Below are 18,447 nucleotides of genomic sequence, written 5' to 3'. Positions count from 1 at the left end.
GAATGAACGCAAATGTACGCAACATCTGTGCGTTGGTAGTGGCGCTGTGTGGGGGCGCCCTGGGCGCCTCACCGGCGACCAAACCGTCGTTGCGTGTTGCCGATCCTATGGTCCGCGAAGCGTTGATCACGCCTCGCGCTCAGCATGCTGGACTGCTCGGCGTGGCGTCGGCGGGTGAGCGGTTGGTGGCGGTAGGAGAGCATGGGGTGATTCTTTACTCCGATGACCGGGGCGTTACCTGGACTCAGGCGCACGCTCCCGTCAGCGTTACGCTCACCGTGGTGCGGTTTGTCGACCAGTCTCATGGCTGGGCGGCCGGCCATAACGGTGTGGTGCTAGAAACCACGGATGCGGGTGTGACATGGGAGCGTGTCTTGGACGGCAAGGATGTCATCGCGCTGTACCAGGAGCAGGCTCAATCACTGGCTCAGCGTTATGGCAAAGACAATGAGCAGGCGCGTGGCGCTGAGCGCAAGGCACAGCAATTCGCCAGCGATGGGCCTGACAAGCCCTGGCTTGACATGAGCATCGACAAGGCTGGCGACATTTGGCTTGTGGGGGCTTACGGGTTGGCGCTGCGCAGTCATGACGGTAAGCGTTGGGAGGTGTGGTCCGATCATCTCGATAATGCCAACGACCTGCATTTGTACGCAGTCAAGACCCAAGGCAACGAGGTATTCATTGCTGGGGAGCAGGGCTTGCTGATGCGCTCCTCAGACAATGGCGAGCATTTCGAACGACTGACGTCGCCCTATAAGGGCAGCTTTTTCGTGCTGGAAGTACTCGATGCGCAAGTGCTGGTGGCTGGCCTGCGCGGGTCTGCGTTTAGCTCGGTGGACCGAGGAGCCCACTTTGAGCCGGTGACCTTGCCTGCCCCCGTCAATGTTACGGCCAGCCTGCGCTTGCCGGGCGGCGATGTATTGCTGGCTGACCAGGCGGGTACCCTCTACCGCCTGGCGCGTGACCGGCTGAGCAAGCTCCAGACCTCTGCAGGTGCCAACCCTTCGGCTGTCGCTTTGGCAGGCGGGGAAGGGGTGGTCAGTGTCGGAAGTCTCGGCCCCACGAACATCAGCGCCCTGTCGCGCCCTTGAGTGCTAATTGATGAACGCATCGTTTGAAAATGAGCATCGTCCGGCCGGCGACATTCCGTTCGATCCTCAGTCTGGTTCCAGAATAGAGCGCCTGCTCTTCAATCACCGGTTTGTCGTGCTGATCCTTTGCGCGCTGTGCACAGCATTGGCGGCCTGGCAATTACCGAAGCTGCATATCAATGCCAGCTTCGAAAAGACCATTCCTACCCAGCATCCCTTCATCGTCAATTACCTGGCCATGAAGGACGACCTGCCGACCCCCAACCTGCTTCGGGTGGCCGTGGAGCCCGCCCAAGGCGATATCTATGACCCCAGGTTCCTGGATCTATTGCAGCAGATCACCAATGACTTACTGGCCTTGCCGGGCGTCGATCGTCCCGGGCTCAAGAGCCTATGGACCCCGAACGCCCGCTGGCAAGGCATCACCGAAGACGGCTTCGATGGCGGTACGTTGATCCCTGACGGCTACGACGGCAAGCCGGAGGACCTTCAACAACTGCGGATCAATGTGCAGCGTTCTGGGGAGATTGGCCAGATCGTCAGCCTAGACCAGCAGTCGGCCCTGGTATCTGTGCCGCTGCTGGGCGACAACGCCCAACTGCAGCGCAAATTGGACTACGGCAGTCTGAACGTGGCATTAGAGGCGCTTCGCGACAAATACGAGCGCGAGGGCGTGAGAATCCACATCAGCGGCTTTGCGAAGGTCGTGGGCGACCTGATTGACGGGCTCTACAAAATCGCCGCCTTCTTCCTGCTGTCCATCCTGCTGGCAGCGGCCGTGTTGTATTTCTACACCCGTTGCATGCGTAGCACCCTGCTGGTGGTGATCTGCTCCCTGATCGCGGTGGTCTGGCAGTTGGGGTGCCTGCCGCTGTTGGGTTTTGATCTCAACCCCTACTCAGTGCTGGTGCCGTTCCTGGTCTTCGCCATTGGCATGAGCCATGGCGCTCAGAAGATGAACGGTATCATGCAGGACGTTGGGCGCGGCATGCACAAGTTGGTGGCTGCCCGCTTTACGTTTCGCCGCCTGTTCTTGGCGGGCTTGACGGCTTTGCTGTGTGACGCCGTGGGGTTTGGCGTATTGCTGGTCATCCACATCGAGGTGATCCAGGAGTTGGCCATGATTGCCAGCCTCGGTGTTGCCATTCTCATCTTCAGCAACCTGATACTGCTGCCGGTGTTATTGAGCTTCGTCGGTGTCAGCCAACGTGCGGCTGGTCGTAGCCTGCGTGCCGAGAGGGGTGACAAACACTTCATCTGGCATTACCTGGGTACATTCACCCAGCGGCGCCGCGCGGCGCTGGCACTGGTGGTCGCCGCGATAATCGGTGTCGGTGCATTTGCCACCAGCCTTCATTTGAAGATCGGCGACCTTGACCCAGGCGCTCCAGAGCTACGCCCTGACTCACGTTACAACCAAGACAGCGCGTTCATCGATGCGCACTACGGTGCCAGTGGCGATGTGTTTATCGTCATGGTCCGCACCCCGGAAGGCGAGTGTGCTTCCTACGATGCCTTGTCCCGGGTCGATGCACTCGACTGGCAGTTGCAGGCGCTGCCTGCCGTGGAGAGTACGCGCTCGCTGGCCAGCCAGCAGCGGTTGCTGTTCAGTGGCTACAACGAGGGCAATCCCAAATGGCTGGACTTGCCCCGTGGACGCGACATGCTCAATACCATCACGTCAAACTCGCCTCGTGGGCTCTACAACGCCACCTGCTCCGTGCTGCCTGTCACAGCCTTCTTGCGCGACCACCGTGCGGACACGTTGACGTCAGTGGTTGAAAGCAGCGAAGCATTTGCTCAGGCAAACCAGGGCGACTCCGCGCAATTCCTACTGGCCGCGGGCAGCGCCGGTATCGAGGCGGCGACCAACATTGTTGTGCGGCAGTCGAACCGGGAAATGCTGTTCTGGGTGTACGGGGCTGTGACACTACTGTGCTTTCTTACCTTCCGGTCCTGGCGCGCTGTGGTATGCGCGATGGTGCCGCTGGCGCTGACATCATTGCTGTGCGAGGCCCTGATGGTCGCGCTGGGGATTGGCGTGAAGGTCGCAACACTACCAGTGATTGCACTGGGGGTAGGCATCGGCGTGGATTACGCGCTGTATGTGATGAGTATTCTGCTGGCGCGGTTGAGAGCTGGGGAGACGCTGCAGGCCGGGTATGAAACGTCACTGCTGTTCACCGGGCGGATCGTCATGCTGACTGCATTCACCTTGGCCATCGGCGTTGCCGTGTGGGCCTGGTCGCCAATCAAGTTCCAGGCTGACATGGGCATTCTGCTGGCCTTCATGTTCATCGGCAACATGGTTGGCGCGTTGGTGTTGATTCCAGCCCTTGCACATTTTCTGCTCAAGCCCATGCAAAAAGCTCGTCCGATTCGGGCAAACGAACACAGTCCAGAGACGATGATGGCCAGCGACGTGCATCAGCGCCCATTGATCGCACAGGCGCAATTGCCACTGCACCGTTGATTGATTAATAACAATGCTAAAAGTGGAGGTGTGAATGTTTAGGCAAAAGGTGGTAGCCATTACCGGGGCTGGGTCCGGGATAGGTAGGGCTTTGTCGGTCGCGTTAGCTTCACAGGGCGCTCGGTTGGCCCTGGCGGACGTCAACGGCGCGGCCCTTGCGAAAACCCTTGAGGAACTGCCGGAGGACACGGACGCTCGGCTATACCAACTGGACGTGTCCAGCCGCGAAGCTGTATTCAAGTTCGCAGACGATGTCGTTGCCGACTTCGGTGCAGTCCATACAGTGATCAACAATGCCGGCATCGGCGTAATCGCGTCCATTGAGCACATCACCTACGAAGAGTTGGAGCGGGTGATTAACATCAACCTTTGGGGCGTTATCCACGGCACCAAGGCCTTCCTTCCCAAATTCCTGGCGCAGCGCGAAGGTTGCGTAGTGAACGTGTCCAGCGTCTTCGGCCTGCTCGCAACGCCGTGCCAGGCAGCTTATGTGATGGCGAAGTTCGCGGTGCGCGGGCTGACTGAGACACTGTGGCAGGAACTAGAGGGAACTGGAGTGACCGCAGTGCTGGTGCATCCTGGTGGCATCAATACCAATATCAGCCAAAATTCGCCGGTCGCGGCGTCGGGTACCGACTATGAGCAGAAGTTGTCGAAGGCTTTGCTTGGGCAGATGACCACCACGCCCCAGGCGTGCGCACAAGAGATCGTTGAAGGCCTGATACGTGGAGACAAGCGTCTGCTGGTGGGCAGTGGCGCCAAGACACTGCATCGTATTTCGAGACTCTTCCCCCAAGGGTACGGGGCGTTACTGAAGCGTAAGCTGGCGATCTGATCGCCTGAATCAAAACCAGTACTCAGTCAAGAAGCCAGGGCTGTTTTCACAGCCCTGGCTTCTTTGCTTAGGGCAGTACTTCAAACAACCCTGCGGCACCCATCCCCCCACCGATGCACATGGTGACCACGACATAACGCACGCCGCGCCGGCGCCCCTCGATCAGCGCATGCCCGACCTGACGGGAACCCGTGACGCCGTACGGATGGCCCACCGCAATAGCGCCACCGTTGACGTTCAGGCGCTCGTCGGGAATTACCAGCCGTTCGCGGCAGTAAATAACCTGCACAGCGAACGCCTCGTTAAGCTCCCAAAGGCCGATGTCATCGACGCTCAGCCCTGCCTTGGCCAGCAGTTTGGGTACAGCGTAAACAGGACCAATACCCATTTCGTCCGGTTCGCACCCGGCAACCTGGAACCCTCGGAAAATGCCGAGGGGCGCAAGACCGCGTTGCTTGGCCAGGTCTGCATTCATGACGACGCAGGCCGAGGCACCGTCGGACAGTTGGCTGGCATTGCCTGCAGTAATGGAGCCGCCGGGCAGTACTGTACGAATACCCGAAACCCCCTCCAGAGTCGTGTCGCCGCGGATGCCTTCGTCGTGAGCGACAGTGACTGCCTGGGTGCTGATGCTACCATCAGCGGCAACGATCGCCATGCGAGTGGCAAGGGGCACGATTTCTTCTGCAAAGCGCCCCTCAAGCTGGGCCTGAGCCGCGCGTTGCTGGCTCCGCGCACCGTATTCGTCCTGTTCGCGGCGATCGATCCCGTAGCGTTTGGCGACGACTTCAGCCGTGTCCAGCATGCCCCAATACACCTCTGGACGATGCTGCTCAATCCAAGTCTCTTTTTGGTTGAAGGTATTGGCATGGGACTGTACAAGAGTGATGGATTCGACACCGCCAGCCACATAGATGTCACCTTCACCAGCAATGACTCGCTGCGCAGCCAAGGCGATCGACTGCAGACCAGTGGAACAGAAGCGGTTTACCGTGAGGCCGCCGGTGGTTACCGGGCAACCGGCGCGCAAGGCCACCAGCCTCGCGATGTTGACGCCCCCAGGCCCCTCCAGGAAGGCGCTGCCGAAGATCACGTCTTCAACGTCGGCAGGGAGAATACCGGCGCGCTCTATAGCGTGGCTGACCACATGGCCACCCAGGGTCACCGGGTGGGTCATGTTGAAGCCGCCCTTGAATGACTTGGCCAAGCCTGTGCGGGCGGTTGAGACGATAACGGCTTCAGTCATGAGGCCTCCGATTCGTTGAAGGTGCTGAGGGATTGGCCTTGTGCGGCGAGCTGGTTCAGGAGCTGTGCGGGGCGCCACGTGTTTGTGCTTTGCTGGTAGGCTGGGCCTTGGGCAAAGCGCTCGAGTTCAGCGAGCACAGTGGACAGACCGCGCTGGTCGGCCGCGAACATCGGCCCCCCTCGCCAGCGAGGGAAGCCGTAGCCGGCCATATACACCACATCAATATCCGATGCTCGCTGGGCGATGCCTTCTTCAAGGATCTTGGCGCCCTCATTAACGAGTGCCAGCAGTAGCCGATCAACGATTTCTTCGTCGCTGATGGTGCGCCGCTCGATACCCAGCCGTGTCGACTCCGCCACCACGGCGTCGTTGACCTCCTGGCTAGGCTGCGGCGCTCGCTGGCCAGGCACGTAGTCGTACCAGCCTCGACCAACCTTTTGACCGTAACGGCCCATTTGCGTGATGACCTCGGGCGTGCGGGAAAACACCAAGCTGGGGTCTCGCGTCAGACGTTGTTCGCGAATTTGGGTGCCTAGGTCGTTGCCGGCCAGGTCGCAGACGCGGAAAGGCCCCATGGCCATGCCCCACTTCTCGATAGCGTTATCGACCTGATGGGGCAGGGCGCCTTCGTCCAGCAGAAAACCCGCTTGGGTCAGGTACGGCTGCATCATGCGGTTGCCGATAAAGCCTTCGCAAACCTTAGATACCACAGCGGTCTTCTTAATCTGGCGTGCGAACGCCATGGCGGTTGCCAATGTGTCCGGCGATGTTTGCGCACCCTCTACCACTTCCAGTAGCGGCATCAGCTGAGCAGGGCTGAAAAAGTGCAAGCCGATCACATCCTGGGGACGGCGGGTAAACCCGGCTATGACGTCCAGGTCCAGCATCGAGGTGTTGGAGGCCAGCAACGTTCCGGGCTTGGCCAGTTCATCCAGTTGGGCAAAAACGGCTCGCTTAACGTGCAGATCTTCGAACACGGCTTCGATAACGATGTCAGCTTCGCGCACGGCCTCGTAGTTCACCGCACCCTTGAATAGCCCCAGGTGCTGATCCACCTGGGACTGCGTCAAGCGGCCTTTCTTCAGAGCCCCCTCGTAATGCGCACGTACATTGGTCAATCCACGTTCCAGTGCTGCCTGCTCGCGCTCGATCAGCGTGACGTGCAGCCCGGCATTGGCCAGCGTGATGGCGATGCCTGAGCCCATGGTGCCAGCGCCGACCACCACCGCCTGCTGGATTTTTTTCGGGGTGGTTTTCCCAGCTTCGCCGACGAGTTGCGAAGCCTTGCGCTCAGCCTTGAAGGCATGGCGCAGGCCAAAGGATTGTGGCGTTTCGCGCAGTTTCCAGAACGTCTCGAACTCGTATTTCAGACCCTCCTTAAGCGGCAGTGTGACCGCTGATTCCAGGCAGTCGACGCAGGCTTGCGGCGCGACCAGCCCCCGCGACCGTGCTGCGACGGTGGCGCGTGCGTAGGCCAGATACGCCTGGGCGTTTTCCATCTCAATCGGGCGATTGCCCGTGCGTGGGATCGGCGAGCCAGTTGAGGCCCGATCCGCCAATTGACGGGCCAGGGAAACGGCTGTATCAATCGGCTGATCGGCCGTGACGGAATTGAATAGACCGCTTTCACTGAGCGTCTGGGCCGGTGTTGGGCGCCCTTGGAGTACCAAATTAAGCGCCGTTTCCAGCCCCACCAGCCGTGGCAGGCGCTGGGTACCGCCTGCGCCAGGGACCAGCCCCAGATGTACTTCAGGCAACCCGACCAGCGTCTGCGCATTGGCGACCCTGGCGTGGCACGCCAGGGCCAGCTCCAAGCCACCTCCCAACGCGCTTCCATGCATCGCGGCGACGATGGGCTTGGGGCTGTCCTCGATCAGGCAGAACAGGTCCAGCAGGGGGAGTTGCGCCAGGCTCGGCGAATCGAACTCGCTGATATCCCCACCCGCGCAAAAGCCGCGGCCGGCGCCTGTCAGCACAATGGAGCGTATCGCTTCATCCTTCAGGGCACCCAGCAGCGCCTGGCGCAGGTGAAGCCTGAGGGCAAAGGACAAGGCGTTGACCGGTGGGTTATCAAGCGTGATGAGCGCTACGCCGTCCAGGTTTTGGTAAAGCGGTACAGTTAGAGTGTTCATAGGGCGGCTACCAGGTCAGGAACGGCAGTGAACAGATCGGCCTCCAGGCCATAGTCGGCAATGCTGAAGATCGGTGCCTCCGGGTCTTTGTTGATGGCAACGATGACGTGGGAGTCCTTCATGCCGGCCAAGTGCTGAATAGCGCCGCTGATGCCCACTGCGATGTAAAGCGAGGGCGCCACAATTTTACCAGTCTGGCCGACCTGCCAGTCGTTGGGTGCGTACGCTGCATCGACCGCAGCGCGGCTGGCACCCAGGGCGGCCCCCAACTTGTCGGCCAGTGGCTGGAGCAGCGCATTGAACTTCTCGCTGGAGCCCAGCGCTCTTCCGCCTGAAACAATGACTTTGGCGGCGGTCAGCTCTGGTCGATCGGACTGGGTCAGTGCTCGGCTGACGAACCGGCTTTTCTGCTCGACCTGCATCTTGGGCAAGGCTTGAACAGAGGCGGCCCCCCCCTCAGCCGGAGTGGGATTGAACGCCGTGGTACGTACCGTGATGACCTTCACTGGGTCGTGGCTCTGTACAGTGGCGATGGCGTTGCCGGCATAGATTGGTCGCTCGAAGGTATCAAGGTCGACTACGTGGGTAATTTCACTGATCTGCGCCACGTCCAGATGGGCAGCGACGCGTGGCGCAATACTGCGGCCGTAGGAGGTGGCAGCGAACAAAATATGACTGTAGCCCGGGGCGATTGACACTACTTGAGCGGCCACTATTTCGGCCAAGCCGTCGGCCAGGTCAGGATGGTCGACATAGAGCACCTTGCTCACGCCACTCGCCTGCGCCGCGGATTCGCTGACGGCACCGCTTTGATGCCCGGCCACCAGAACATGAACGTCGGCGTTGATGAGTTTGCCAGCGTTGATCACGCTCAACGTTGCGGGCTTGAGCGCAGCGTTGTCGTGCTCTGCAATTACCAGAATGGTCATAATCAGATTACCTTCGCTTCGTGTTTGAGCTTTTCCACCAGCGTGGCCACGTCTTTGACTTTTATGCCTGCACTGCGAATCGGAGGTTCCTTGACCCGAAGCGTGTTTAGCTTTGGTGTCACATCGACGCCCAACGTGTGCGGCGTGACAATGTCCAGGGGCTTTTTCTTGGCTTTCATAATGTTGGGCAGCGCCACATAGCGGGGCTCATTGAGCCGCAGGTCAGTGGTAATCAATGCCGGCAGATCGAGCTGGAGGGTTTCCAGGCCACCGTCGACTTCTCGAGTCACCAGGGCATGTTGCTCTGTTATGACAATTTTTGAGGCAAAGGTGGCCTGAGGCAGGTTTGCCAGTGCGGCGAGCATCTGCCCAGTCTGATTGCAGTCGTCGTCGATCGCCTGCTTGCCGAGCAGGATCAGGTCAGGCTGTTCCTGGACGAGTAGGGCATTGAGCAGCTTGGCCACGGCCAGGGGTTGCAGCTCAACATCGGTCTCGACAAGGATCGCCCGATCAGCCCCTATGGCCAGCGCGGTACGCAGCGTTTCCTGGCAGGCCGACACCCCGCAACTCACGGCGATGATTTCGGAAATGACGCCAGACTCCTTGAGCCTGACGGCTTCTTCGATGGCAATTTCATCGAAGGGGTTGATGCTCATCTTCACGGTACTCAGGTCGACGCCGGAATGGTCCGCCTTCACCCGAATTTTTACGTTGTAGTCCACGACCCGTTTTACGGCCACCAATGCCTTCATTGTTGTTTGTCTCCTCATTGTTGGTCCATTGCAGAGACTGCAGCGGGCTTTAACGAATGCTGGAGTCTATGAACGGCCCGGCGCTGTGGCTATGTCAGCGCTCGCCACCCCCTCTTTGTGGGTGGCCCTTCCCCCCACCACTTGCCGCACCCTGTGAACACGTGGGCCATAGACTCACGACACAGTCATTTTCAGCTGGAGAATAAAATGAACGCGTATTCAGCCCCTCTGCATGAAATTCGCTTCGCACTGCGCGAGCTTGCAGATATCCACGGCGTTGCCCAGCTCGCGGAGGGCCAAGCCTTGGCCGACTCGGACCTGGTGGACGCGGTCCTCGAGGAGGCCGCGCGTTTCGCCCGGGATGTGCTTGCGCCACTCGATAGTGTGGGTGACCGGCAGGGCGCTAGCTGGAGCAACGAAGGCGTGTCAACGGCTCCAGGCTTCGTACAGGCGTACCGTCAATTCATCGAAGCGGGCTGGAACAATGTGTCCATACCGGCGCAGTACGGTGGCCAGGGCCTGCCGACCTTGCTATGTACCGCGTTGCAGGAGATGTTCGTCGCCTCTAACAAATCTTTCTGCTTTTGCCCGGAATTGACCAGCTTTGCCGCCAAGGCGCTGGCCCATGCGGGGACAGATGCACTGAAGTCGCTTTATATCCCCAAGCTGGTCAGCGGTGAATGGACCGGCACCATGAACCTCACCGAGCCGCAGGCAGGCTCCGATGTGGGGGCGCTCAAGACCCGCGCAGTGCCGCAGTCGGATGGGACATTCCGTCTGTTCGGGCAGAAGATTTTCATCAGCTTTGGCGACCACGATCTTGCCGATAACATCGTTCATCTGGTTCTGGCGCGGCTACCCGGGGCGCCTGCGGGCTCGAAGGGGGTATCACTGTTCCTGGTGCCCAAACTGTTGCCTACCAGCGATGGGCTTGGGCAACGCAACGATGTGCACTGCGCCGGCATCGAGCACAAGTTGGGCAACCACGGCAGTCCCACCTGCACACTGGTGTACGGGGGGGAGGGCGAGGGCGCGGTCGGATGGCTGGTGGGCCAGGAAAACAAAGGCCTACAAGCCATGTTCGTGATGGTCAATTCGGCACGTTTCAACGTCGGCCTTGAGGGCGTGGCTGCCAGCGAGCGCGCATACCAGCAAGCATTGGCGTATGCCCGCGAGCGCGTGCAGGGGCGGCTGGCCAATGGCGGCGTCGAGCCAGTGCCGATCATTCAGCACCCGGACGTGCGTCGCATGTTGCTGCTGATGCGCTGCCAGACTGAAGCCATGCGCGCCGTGGCCTATGTGGTGGCGGCAGCCCGCGACCTGGCCGGCAGCCATCCAGACCCTGCCGTGCGCCGTGAGCGGCAGGCCTTTGTGGATTTGATGATTCCAATCTTCAAGGGCTGGGCTTCCGAGACAGGGGTTGACGTCACCTCGACGTCGATTCAGGTGCATGGTGGGCTTGGCTATATCGAGGAAAGCGGCGTATCGCAGCCGCTGCGTGATGTGCGGGTGGCCACCATCTATGAGGGCACCACCTCCATTCAGGGGCACGATCTGGTCGAACGAAAACTGGTGCGTGACGGTGGTGCTGCGTTGCGCGCCTGGCTGGAACAGGTGCATTCCACCTTGCGGCATCTGCGTCAGGAAGGCTTGGCGTTGGCCGACATTGAGTCAGCGCTGAGAAGGGCGGTAGACGCGCTGCAAGAGGCTACCGGCTGGGCGTTGGCCCAATACAGCCAGCAGCCGCTCCAGGTGCTGGCAGGTTCAGTCCCCCTGCTCAAGCTCTGCGGCACGGTGGCCGGTGGATGGCAGACCGCGCGCGCAGCGCTGGCCGCGACCCGTCAGTTGGCGGCGGGTGAGGGTGATGAAGCATTCCTGCGGCGCAAGTTGCTGACGGCCCGCTTTTACGCCAAACACGTTTTGCCGCAGGCCCAAGGGCTGGCGTTAGTTGCAATGCAGGGCGGTGAATCGGTCATGGCCCTCGACGAAGCCGCGTTCTGATGGGTGGCTGACCCCTCTTACATGGGGGGGCATGGCCATCAGCAAGCTCGTACTGTTGAGTCAAGACAACGAAGGACCGCGCGCCCTCGTTGCTGCCTTATCAGCAACGCTGCCATGCCTCACGCGATTGCGCAGCGCTAATAAAAACAAGAAGGAGAAATGCATGAGTACGCGTCATGAAGTACCCCTGCCTATCGTCGGTCTCTCTGGTTTCGACGTGGGTTTGACCGAGGAAGAGCAAAGCGTCCAGCAAGTCATGCATCGTTTCGCCAAGGACGTGATGCGTCCCCTCGGTACGGAAATCGACCGCATGCCGGCCGTGCAAGCCTATCAGCAAGGCTCCCCGTTCTGGCAATACCACCTGGAAATGCAAAAGCTGGGGTTCAGCCCGGAAAGCATGGGCGAGCTTGCGCCCAGGGACGCGGCCCGCATGGAAGGCATTGCCATCGAAGAAATGGCCTGGGGCGATGCGGGCCTGGCTGTCTCCAGCGGTGCAGGTGGCATGCCCATGGCCATGGCTCGCGCAAGTGGTCAGCAAGAACTGATCGACCTGTGTGAAGGCAAACTGGGATGCTGGTGCGCTACCCAGCCCGATCGCGGTTCCGATGGCCTGATCCTGTACCCGGAAGAGCGTCATCCCGGCTCCATGGGTAACAAAGGTAACCTGCAGGCCACATTTACCGACGACGAAGTCATCTTCAACGGTCAGACCTCTGCCTGGGTATCCAATGGTCCGGTCGCGCAAGTGGCCCTGATGGATATCGTCGCCGACTACGGTAATGGGTTCTTCGACGAGGACGGCAGCACTTTTGGCTGCAACGTAATCGTACCGCTCGACCTCAAGGGCGTCTCCCGCGGAAAGCCGCTCGAGAAACTGGGCAAACGCTCTCTGCCGCAAGGCGAGATCTATTTCGACAACGTGCGGGTGCCGCGCCGATTCGCCATCGCCACCCGCGACGATTACGAACTCAAACATGCCTACGCCTGGGCCCAGGCGGGTACTGCCATGAGTCACATTGCTGCCGGCGTCGCCCGCGCGGCTTTTGAACTGGCGCTGGCGTATGTGCATGAACGCAAGCAGGGCGGCGCGTTGCTGGCCACTCATCAACTGACCCAGCACCGTCTGGGCGGGATTGGCATGAAGGTGGAGGCGATTCGTGCGATGGCCCGGCACGTCGCCGAATTCACCAAATGTTCGCCTCGCCCGCATCCCTACTTCACGGCGTCTGGCAAGGCCTTTTGCTGCAACGAGCTGATGGCGGTGGTGAATGAATCACTCCAACTGTTCGGCGGCGCCGGGTTGAGCCGCGAGTACCCCGTCGAGAAGCTATTTCGCGATGCCCGTGCCATGCAGATAGAAGACGGCGAGAACAACATTCTTCAGATGCACTACGGCCACCTCTTAAGCCGATTGCATCGCGAAGAAGGCTGGGGCCGAGCCTGAGTTTCCTTGCACCGTCGTTCAACTAATAAAAAAAGGAAAGTGCCTTGAATACCGAATATCCCGTTGTCATCTATGGCGCCAGCGGCTACACCGGCCGCCTGGTTGCCGAGCACCTGCGCGAGCTAGGGGTTCCTTTTCTGGCTGCGGGACGCAACCGCGGTCGCATCGAAAAAGAGCTGCAACTGGTACCTGGCATCGAGAACGCCAAGTACAAGATCGTCGAGGTCGAGCATAACGTCGAGGCTCTGACCGAGCTGTTCAATGGTTGCAAGGTCGTTTGTAACACGGTGGGCCCGTTCACGCGCTATAACCTGGCAGTGGCAGAGGCCTGTGTGCGCAGCGGCGTCCACTACCTGGACACCACCGGCGAGCAGTCGGCCATTCTTCAATTGGAAGAGCACTTCGGCCGCGATTTCGAAAAGGCGGGCCTGGTGATGGTGCCCTCTATGGCTTACATGTATGGCCTCAGCGAAATCGGAGCGCGCTATTGCCTGGAGACTCCGGGCGTCGATTCTCTACGCATGCATGGTATCGGCAATGCCGTCCCTACGGTGGCGTCGGCGCAGACGATCCTCGACGCGGTGCGCCACCCTTGCTACTACCTCAAGGACCGTGAACTGGTGCGCTACCCAGGCATCGAGAACGGGCAAGTCTGCACGCCGTCTGGCGAGATCCTGATCACGTCTAACTGGGGCGGCTCCTCCAACCCTATCTGGTTCCGCAAGGACGGGCGTGTTCGCAACTGCAAGATGGACGTCGCCATCTGGAATCAAGAGCTCTACAAGAAAGAATTGGAACTGGAGCGCGCCTACAAGGTGCAGTTGCAGTGGCTGCCGGAAGACCAGCTGCGTGATGTACTCGATCACATGGCTAAAGGCATCACTCCCGCTTCGCCCCCTCGTGAAGCGCGGCAGGTTCACCGCTCCATCGATATCTGCCTGGCGACGGGCAACAACGTGGCCGTCAAAAGCACCATTTTCAGCACGGGCGGTTATCTGACCACGGGCCTGCTGCAAGCCTACGCAGCCAGTCGATTGGCGGTGGAGACACCGCGCGTCACAGGCCTTCGTTCGCCCAGTGAGGTATTCGGCCATCGCGAATTGATGGGCGTGCTGCAAAGCTTCGGCTATGCCGCCATCAAAGTCGAACAGGTTGTTTGAGCCCGGCCGTCAGTCACCCCTTTTCTGAGGAATCCTTTATGAGCTTCTCCACTCTTTCCTTGAGACAGGACGGCGCCGTGTTGCGGGTCAACCTGTTCAATCCCCCTGTCAATCTAATGTCTTCCAAGATGATCGAGGAGCTATTCCAGCTTGGCGGCCGCCTGTTTGCTGACCCGGAAACCCGCGTTGTTATTTTCGAAAGTGAAGATCCCGATTTTTTCATTGCCCATTTCGATCTTGAAGACCTGGTCAAGCAAGCGGGCGATCCTTCTAAGGCCAGCAAGTACCCCGATATGAACGCGTTACAGGCATTGGCATTATCGTGGCAAAGCTTGCCCCAGGTGACCATCGCCAAGGTCGCGGGTCGCTGCCGGGGTGCCGGCCTTGAGTTCATTCTCGGGCTTTCCATGCGCTTCTCTACCGAGGACGCTAAGTTTTGTGCGCCTGAGGCCAGTGGCGGCTTCCTGGCCTGTGGCGGTGGTACCACTCGTACCGCGTTGGCCGCGGGCCCGGGCCGTGCGTTGGAGGTGCTGCTCAGCGGACGTGATTTCAGCGGTCTGGAAGCCGAACGCTACGGCTTGGTCAACCGGGCGCTGCCTGCCGATCAACTGGACGCTTACGTCAATGAGCTAGCCGCACGTATCGCGCTGCGCTCAGCGCCCGTGGTCGCGATGCACAAAGAGGTATTGAAACAGGTGTATTCACCCATGGTGGAGCCCATGTTCGCCGGCCTGGCCGCAGAAAACGATGCCTTCCGCCGTGCATCAGCGAGTGAAGAATTCAAGGCAGGCGTCGAGGCGGTGCTGTCCCTGCGACAGACCCGTGAGCACGAACTGGATCTGCCCGACGTGATTTCTCGTCACCTGTCGTCCCAACGCTAACGCACGTATGAGCCTTGCCTATGTCAATCATTAACTTTTTCGACAGAGGGCACTCTCTGAACAGTCAGGGAGCTGCATTCGTCATGGATGGCCAACGTTGGAGTTTCAACGAGGCCTATGGCATCACCTGCCAAGTTGCTCATGCGCTTCTAGGGCTCGGGCTTGCCAAGGAAACCAAAGCGGCGGTGTTGTCCGCCAACCACCCCATTTCCTGGATGTGCGTGCTCGGCATGTGGCGAGCCGGTTTCACCTGGGTACCGGTGAACCCGCGCAGCAGTTTGTTGGAGCAGCAACAGCTGCTCGATGGCTTCGACGTCGAGGTGCTGTTCTTCCAGCACTATTTCGCCGGAGCCGTTGAGCAAATTCGGGAGCGATGCCCGGGTATCCGTCGGTTGATCTGTATTGACGGCAATGTTCCAGGATGCAGTTCGTTGCAGGAATGGATAGCCGATCAACCCAAGTCGGCCCCCACGTTCCAGAGCGAACCTGAAGATCTGGCTGCCATCATGCCCACGGGCGGCACCACTGGTTTGCCCAAAGGGGTGATGCTGAGCCACCGCAACTTGGGAGTGTCGATCGCTACCTCAATTCTCAATAATCACTACGAGTCACAACAGCCGATCGTAAACCTGGCCGCAGCGCCGATGACGCATTCGGCTGGCTTCCTGTCGCTGCCGGCCACGGCTCGCGGCGGTACAGTAGTAGTGCTTACCAAGCCTGATCCGGCTGCGCTGCTTGACGCGATCGAGCAGCACGGTGTCACTGAGTTCTTTCTTCCGCCTACTGTGATCTACCGGCTGCTGGAGATGCCGGACATTCGTCAGCGCAACTTCTCCTCGCTGCGTTATTTCATGTATGGCGCAGCCCCCATGTCGGTGGAGAAACTCAAGCAAGCCTTGTCCGTGTTCGGTCCGATCATGTTGCAAGGCTATGGCCAGACCGAGGCGCCAGGGGGGATTTCCGCCATGCGACCCAGTGATCATTTGATCGATGGTGAAATCGCTCCCGACGAACGCCTGTTGTCCTGCGGTAAGCCATCGGTGTTGAACGCCTTGGCCATCATGGACGAGCAGGGGAATATCCTTGCACACGGCGGCAGTGGCGAGATCTGCATTCGCGGTGACATTGTCATGAAAGGCTATTACAAGCAGCCCGACAAGACAGCAGAAACCATTATCAATGGCTGGCTGCATACCGGGGACGTGGGCCACCTGGACAAAGACGGTTTCCTCCACATTACCGACCGCAAGCGCGACATGATCATCAGCGGTGGTTTCAACGTGTACCCCAGCGAGGTCGAGCAGGTGCTCTGGACTCACCACGCGGTACTCGATTGTGCAGTCATCGGTGTGCCGGATGACAATTGGGGCGAAGCCGTCAAAGCGGTGGTTGAGCTCAAGCCCGAGGGGCAGGCCAGCGTCGAGGAATTGATCGCATTATGCAAGGAGAAGCTGGGGCCGGTGAAGGCACCCAAGACGGTGGACTTTGTTGCCGTCTTGCCTCGAAGCCCGGTTGGCAAGGTGCTGAAAAAAGCGATTCGCGAACCTTACTGGCATGGTGTTGACCGCCGGATCTAATAAGAGAGTGCTCGATGACCCAGACTCAGATCAATCGACAATGGCTACTAGCGCAGCGTCCGGTGGGCGCTGTACATCCCAGCGATTTCAGGTATCACGAAGGTGCAGTGCCAGTTGCTCAGCCAGGCGATGTGCTGGTGCGTTGCCTGTATTTCGGCTACGACGCCAGCCAGCGTATCTGGTTGACGGAAGAGGGCGGCTACCTGCCGCCCATCTACCCTGGTGACCCGATGCGTACCATCGGCCTGGGGAAGGTCATCGAGTCACGGCATCCCGACTTCGCGCCCGGTGATTTGGTTGAAGGCCTGCTCAGTTGGCAGGACTACGCCATTGTGCGGGCTGATGGTGTCGTGCCCCTCAGGAAATTACCGTCAGGGGATTATCCCCTGTCGTGGAATCTGGGCGTTTTCGGCGTCGGTGGATTGACAGCCTATTTCGGGCTGGCCGATGGGCTGAACATCAAGCCAGGGGATACCGTGGTTGTGTCGGCGGCATCGGGTTCCATTGGCTCGCTGGCAGCTGGCGTGGCTAAAGCGCTGGGGGCGAAAAGGGTCATTGGAATTGCCGGCGGGACAAAAAAATGTCAATGGATCGTTGACCATGCAGGGTACGACGTGGCGATCGACTATCAGGGTGAAAACCTTGATGAACGCTTGCGCGCAGTGTGTCCGGAAGGCGTTGATGCCTACTTCGATAATGTTGGCGGCGACATGCTCGATACCTTATTGATGCACATGGCCCCCCGTGGCCGCGTCCTGATATGCGGGGCGCTATCGACGGGCTACACCGAGATGGTCACCGAGGGGCCACGCAACTTCATGAGAGTACTCACGCATAACCTCACCATCCAGGGCATCTTGCTGTCGTTTTATCGTGATCGAATGGCTCAGGGCGCGAGCCAGATGGCTCAATGGGTTGCGGAGGGCCGTTTGCACGTTGAGGAGTGCCTAGTGGAAGGATTCGAGAAAGCACCTGAGCTACTGCCGACTATTTTCGGCGGTAAAAGCCCCGGCAAGCTGGTGCTCAAAGTTTCGGAGTTGTCGTCGTGACGTCGCCTCGTGCCATGCCCGCAGTGCTGGTGACGGGAGTCTCCAGCGGCATTGGCCAGTCGATAGCAGAAGACTTGCTGGCGCAGGGGTATCTGGTGCTGGGTAGCGTTCGCCGAGAAGCCGATGCAGCGTTGCTGGTTGCCCGTGGCGGTCCATTTTTCGTTCCGTTGATATTCGATGTCACCGACCCACAATCGCTTCAACATGCTGTCGACCAGGTGAGCGATCTACTTGATGGACAGCCGCTGCATGGATTGGTGAATAACGCCGGAGTTAGCTTTGCCGGCCCTGTTCTTTTGCAACCATTCGAAGAGATACGGACGACGTTCGAAGTCAACGTACTAGGTCTGCTGGCCGTAACTCGTGCTTTTGCGCCGTTATTGAAGGCGGCTGGGGGCTCGAGTGCAACATCAGGCCGTATCGTCAACATCAGCTCTGTGTCAGGCGGGGTCACTGTTCCTTTTCTGACGGCATACGCGGGCTCTAAACATGCCGTTGAAGCCATCACGCAGGGGATGCGTAGAGAACTGATGCCCTACGGCATCCATGTCACATCCATCCAGCCGGGCTTCATTCAGTCCCGCCTGTTCGAAAAAGCTCAAGCCTGCGGCCCTGATCAGCAATACACCGGCACCGATTACTCGCTGTTGTGGCAACGCTTCAACCAGTCGCTGCGACGGCAGGAACAACAGGCAAAGCCGGCTCAATCGGTGGCAAAAGCTGTTCGCCTTGCACTGCAAACCCCCCGACCACGCACGCGCTACCCACTTGATGTGCTCTGGTACTTGGGCAAGGTGTTGCCTAACCGGTGGTTTGACCGGCTGATCTTCAAAGCGCTTGGCATAGAGCGGCTTATCAGGGGCTGAATGCTAAGGGA

General features: G+C 59.7%; 14 protein-coding genes. 10 read left to right on the top strand and 4 right to left on the bottom strand.

What is annotated here, in order from left to right; translation table 11 throughout:
* The first annotated feature begins 2 nt into the window (after positions 1–2).
* From AC0Z2B_RS08710 to AC0Z2B_RS08700, 3 genes are read left to right on the top strand one after another with little or no spacing between them, the layout of a single operon-like run.
* Entirely contained in the window at positions 3–1,091 is a 1,089-nt protein-coding gene (locus AC0Z2B_RS08710) for a WD40/YVTN/BNR-like repeat-containing protein (RefSeq protein WP_476296022.1), read from the top strand.
* A 10-nt stretch (positions 1,092–1,101) separates the two neighbouring features.
* Entirely contained in the window at positions 1,102–3,564 is a 2,463-nt protein-coding gene (locus AC0Z2B_RS08705; protein ID WP_476296020.1) for an efflux RND transporter permease subunit, read from the top strand.
* Positions 3,565–3,598: 34 nt separating this feature from the next.
* Positions 3,599–4,399 (top strand): SDR family NAD(P)-dependent oxidoreductase, encoded by an 801-nt coding sequence (locus AC0Z2B_RS08700; protein ID WP_455921170.1) that lies wholly within the window; start codon positions 3,599–3,601, stop codon positions 4,397–4,399.
* A gap of 67 nt (positions 4,400–4,466) precedes the next feature.
* Here AC0Z2B_RS08700 and AC0Z2B_RS08695 read toward each other — a convergent pair whose 3' ends face one another.
* The 4 genes from AC0Z2B_RS08695 to AC0Z2B_RS08680 are packed head-to-tail and all read right to left on the bottom strand — an operon-like array spanning position 4,467 to position 9,458.
* Positions 4,467–5,645 (bottom strand): acetyl-CoA C-acyltransferase, encoded by a 1,179-nt coding sequence (locus tag AC0Z2B_RS08695; protein WP_476296018.1) that lies wholly within the window; start codon positions 5,643–5,645, stop codon positions 4,467–4,469.
* On the bottom strand, positions 5,642–7,777 hold the full coding sequence (locus tag AC0Z2B_RS08690; RefSeq protein ID WP_476296016.1) for a 3-hydroxyacyl-CoA dehydrogenase NAD-binding domain-containing protein: 2,136 nt from the start codon (positions 7,775–7,777) through the stop codon (positions 5,642–5,644). Before AC0Z2B_RS08690 ends, AC0Z2B_RS08695 begins: the two co-directional genes overlap by 4 nt.
* Positions 7,774–8,706 carry an electron transfer flavoprotein subunit alpha/FixB family protein gene (locus AC0Z2B_RS08685; protein ID WP_476296014.1) on the bottom strand — a complete coding sequence of 311 codons (933 nt, stop codon included), beginning with the start codon at positions 8,704–8,706 and terminating at the stop codon, positions 7,774–7,776. Before AC0Z2B_RS08685 ends, AC0Z2B_RS08690 begins: the two co-directional genes overlap by 4 nt.
* Before the next feature lie 2 nt (positions 8,707–8,708).
* Complete coding sequence (locus AC0Z2B_RS08680; RefSeq protein WP_476296012.1) at positions 8,709–9,458, bottom strand: electron transfer flavoprotein subunit beta/FixA family protein; 750 nt, start codon at positions 9,456–9,458, stop codon at positions 8,709–8,711.
* A gap of 207 nt (positions 9,459–9,665) precedes the next feature.
* Here AC0Z2B_RS08680 and AC0Z2B_RS08675 point away from each other — a divergent pair, with 207 nt between their 5' ends.
* From AC0Z2B_RS08675 to AC0Z2B_RS08645, 7 genes are all read left to right on the top strand, one after another.
* Positions 9,666–11,459, top strand: a complete 1,794-nt coding sequence (locus tag AC0Z2B_RS08675; RefSeq protein ID WP_476296010.1) for an acyl-CoA dehydrogenase — start codon at positions 9,666–9,668, stop codon at positions 11,457–11,459.
* Positions 11,460–11,622: 163 nt separating this feature from the next.
* Complete coding sequence (locus tag AC0Z2B_RS08670) at positions 11,623–12,903, top strand: acyl-CoA dehydrogenase family protein (protein ID WP_476296008.1); 1,281 nt, start codon at positions 11,623–11,625, stop codon at positions 12,901–12,903.
* A gap of 44 nt (positions 12,904–12,947) precedes the next feature.
* Complete coding sequence (locus AC0Z2B_RS08665) at positions 12,948–14,063, top strand: saccharopine dehydrogenase family protein (protein WP_476296006.1); 1,116 nt, start codon at positions 12,948–12,950, stop codon at positions 14,061–14,063.
* 38 nt (positions 14,064–14,101) lie between these two features.
* Positions 14,102–14,944 (top strand): enoyl-CoA hydratase/isomerase family protein, encoded by an 843-nt coding sequence (locus AC0Z2B_RS08660; RefSeq protein WP_455921162.1) that lies wholly within the window; start codon positions 14,102–14,104, stop codon positions 14,942–14,944.
* A 20-nt stretch (positions 14,945–14,964) separates the two neighbouring features.
* A complete protein-coding gene (locus tag AC0Z2B_RS08655) occupies positions 14,965–16,521 on the top strand; it encodes an AMP-binding protein (protein ID WP_476296003.1) in 1,557 nt (518 codons plus the stop codon).
* Between the two features lie 14 nt (positions 16,522–16,535).
* Positions 16,536–17,570 (top strand): NADP-dependent oxidoreductase, encoded by a 1,035-nt coding sequence (locus AC0Z2B_RS08650; protein WP_476296001.1) that lies wholly within the window; start codon positions 16,536–16,538, stop codon positions 17,568–17,570.
* Positions 17,567–18,436, top strand: a complete 870-nt coding sequence (locus tag AC0Z2B_RS08645) for an SDR family oxidoreductase (RefSeq protein WP_476295999.1) — start codon at positions 17,567–17,569, stop codon at positions 18,434–18,436. Before AC0Z2B_RS08650 ends, AC0Z2B_RS08645 begins: the two co-directional genes overlap by 4 nt.
* Positions 18,437–18,447: the final 11 nt, after the last annotated feature.

The organism is Pseudomonas sp. GYB4201 (assembly GCF_056312595.1).
This window is presented reverse-complemented; position numbering and strand designations above follow the sequence as displayed.